At 44.7% G+C, this 2,613-nt stretch carries 2 protein-coding genes; both read right to left on the bottom strand.

Going from position 1 to position 2,613, the window contains the following annotated elements:
- Positions 1-94: 94 nt before the first annotated feature.
- Positions 95-832 carry an ATP-binding protein gene (locus DW677_RS17835; RefSeq protein ID WP_117505581.1) on the bottom strand — a complete coding sequence of 246 codons (738 nt, stop codon included), beginning with the start codon at positions 830-832 and terminating at the stop codon, positions 95-97.
- Positions 832-2,457, bottom strand: a complete 1,626-nt coding sequence (gene istA, locus DW677_RS17830) for an IS21 family transposase (RefSeq protein ID WP_117567935.1) — start codon at positions 2,455-2,457, stop codon at positions 832-834. Before istA ends, DW677_RS17835 begins: the two co-directional genes overlap by 1 nt.
- Positions 2,458-2,613: the final 156 nt, after the last annotated feature.

The raw sequence follows: 2,613 nt of genomic DNA, 5'->3' as shown, positions 1-2,613 counted from the left end.
TGCATTTTACGGAGCTCAGCGGTCACCATTCTGTTTTAGAACGGCCGCTTTCCGAAGTCAACGGCCGCCTATTTTTTAGTTAGAAGACCACCGCTTATCGTGTGTTGATCTTAACTGTGTAGTGCTTTGTAGCTCTCTTCATGATGGAATTGGCAGATACCTCATCGTTGAGGATCATCGCTTTCCAGTTATCCGGATCACGCTGTGAGCATACGATGGTGCTTTTCCTCTGCTCGTTCCGCTTCTCCAGAAGCTCAAAGAGGATTTTAATCTCTCTTTCGTCAGTGATTGTGTGAAGCAGGAAGTCATCCAGGATGATCAGTTCCCATTTGAGATACTTCTTCATCTTGCGAGCATATTTATCGTAATCCTGCTCTTTAAGAGCTACCATGCTTTCCAAAAGTTCCTCGCTGTGAAAGTAACCGACGTTATATCGGTTGCAGGCCTTTATGCCGATAGCTTTTGCAAGGTAAGACTTTCCGGCATCTGATTCTCCGAGAATACAGAGATTGTAGCCTCTTTCAATAAAGTCAAAAGAGGAAAGAACCTCTGTTATACCGGCAGGCAGATACTCCCGCTTGTCAGAGTCCACACAGTCTGACAATTCTTCAGGTGAGCCCTTCAGATGTGCCGCTGTTAAGCGATTCTTTAATGTCGTGCTGACCTTTTCCTGAAACTGTGGTCCGATCAGTTCTGCAATAAGCGTAAGCCGATCCATTTCCAGAAATCCGGGTTTGTGATACAGATCATCCAATGTAGCTGCCATAGTTGAAAGCTTAAGTTCGTTCAGTTCATCAACGAGTTCATTTATCAGTACAGTTCCTGTAAGCATTATTCATCGGCCCCCTCTCGTATCTGATCAGCAAGAGCCTTGCTGCGTGATAAAAGAGTGTCGATACTGGAAGCTTCCGGTGGCATTACATACCCTCCGCGTACCGGTTCTTTCTTTGCCGATGTGGGATGATGATAGCCTGCTTCTCCGAGATCATCTGCTACAACAGCTATCGTATTCTTGATAAAGGTATATTTCTGCTTATTCAGAGCAACCGCCTGCTTACAGCACTCTTCCAGAGTCTTATTGCTGTACTTCTTTGTAAAGTTCAGAATACCCAGACACATACGATAGGTCTGTACTTCGTATGGTCTGGATTTGAGGATCGTCCGGATAACAGTCTCTGTATTCTTGCCAATGAGTTGCGCTTTCTGAATAAAGTAAGGACCATTCCACTGAGTAAATCCTTTATAGTGATCTGGCAGGTGTTCAGGATTGGTTGACCACTGCCCCTTACGAGTAGCTCTGGGCCATTCACAAAGAAACTCTCCGGCAAGGGAATAAATACGAACTACGGTTGAAGAAGCCTTAATAGATACTTTCTTGTGCAGAAATGCTTTATCTACGCTATAATAAGCATTGTCAAAGCGTACGTGGAAGTCGCTTGATACCTTTGCCGTCTTTCTCTCCATGTACTCATAATGCATGGAGGGGAGCGGCATCAATTCCGTTTGTTCCTCTTCCCAATAGTAGTATCTGTTGTGTTCCTTCTTCTTGAATGGCTCTTTATTCAGAGCCTCCAGTTCCTTCCAGAGATCCTTATTAAACTGTTCCAGTGAGAAATACTGACGTTCTTCAAGTTTGTGGAAGAAGCCCTTCTCGAGAATGCCTACTGCGTTTTCTACAGAACTCTTGAATTTCGGATTACGGACCTTCGCAGGAAGAATAACAGTGCCATAGTGGTCAGCCCAGTCAGCATAATCCTTGTTCAGTTCCGGCTCGATCCAGTCCTGATTAACGATAACAGCCTGTTTACAGTTGTCACAGACTACTAAAGCAGGAACTCCACCAAAGTAATCCAGTGCGTGATTGTTGACCTCGATCCACTGTGGTTCCTTCGTTGAGAGCATTCCTTCTGCATAGATATACTGTGAATAAGGAAGGATGGCTACAAATACAACGATGGCCATGATCTCGCCGGTAAGAGGATCTGTCATTGAGAAGGTCTGACCAGCAAAGTCAACTTCCATTTTTTGTGCGATAATGGCATCAAAGTGGGCGGTCTCATAATTCTCTTCGCACCACTTGTTGTAGAGCTCACAATACTGACTGTACTGATAGAAACGAGCGCCTTCTTCTTCGCACTTTTTCTTATAGCGGTTCCAAAGAAACATGAGTGTCATGTTTTTACGGGTAGCCATAAGCTTGGCAGCATCTTCATAATCAGGTAACTCGATGTTCTCATTTCGTCCTCCTGATCCAGGAACAGCTCCATACACCTTCAGGGCAATACCATAGTTAGTGATGCCTGCTGGTAATGGATAGCTCAGATCTTCGCACTTCTTGAATGCTCTCAAGAAGTCATTAACACCAGACTTGCTGAAACCAGCCTGACGAGCTATTTCGCTACCGGACATTGATAGCGCGTAGTGTTTGATAATGATGTCCTTGTAATCCAACTGCATACATTATCCTCCTTAAAATGATCTATTCACCACCACTGGGATGGCTACTATCATTATAAGGATTGGATTGCAGAGACTGGTAGAAATTCGGCTGTTCAGAAACGGAATGCGGCCGTTTTGCTCCGCAAAGACGGCCGTTTAGCTTCGCAATATGCA

The sequence above is a fragment of the Clostridium sp. AM25-23AC genome (assembly GCF_003435125.1).
Taxonomy (GTDB): Bacteria; Bacillota; Clostridia; order Lachnospirales; family Lachnospiraceae; genus Pilosibacter; species Pilosibacter fragilis.
This window is presented reverse-complemented; position numbering and strand designations above follow the sequence as displayed.

Coding starts and splice junctions, on each gene's coding strand:
- DW677_RS17835 (WP_117505581.1), bottom strand. CDS start 832: ATGCTTACAGGAACTGTACTGATAAATGAACTCGTTGATGAACTGAAC.
- istA (WP_117567935.1), bottom strand. CDS start 2,457: ATGCAGTTGGATTACAAGGACATCATTATCAAACACTACGCGCTATCA.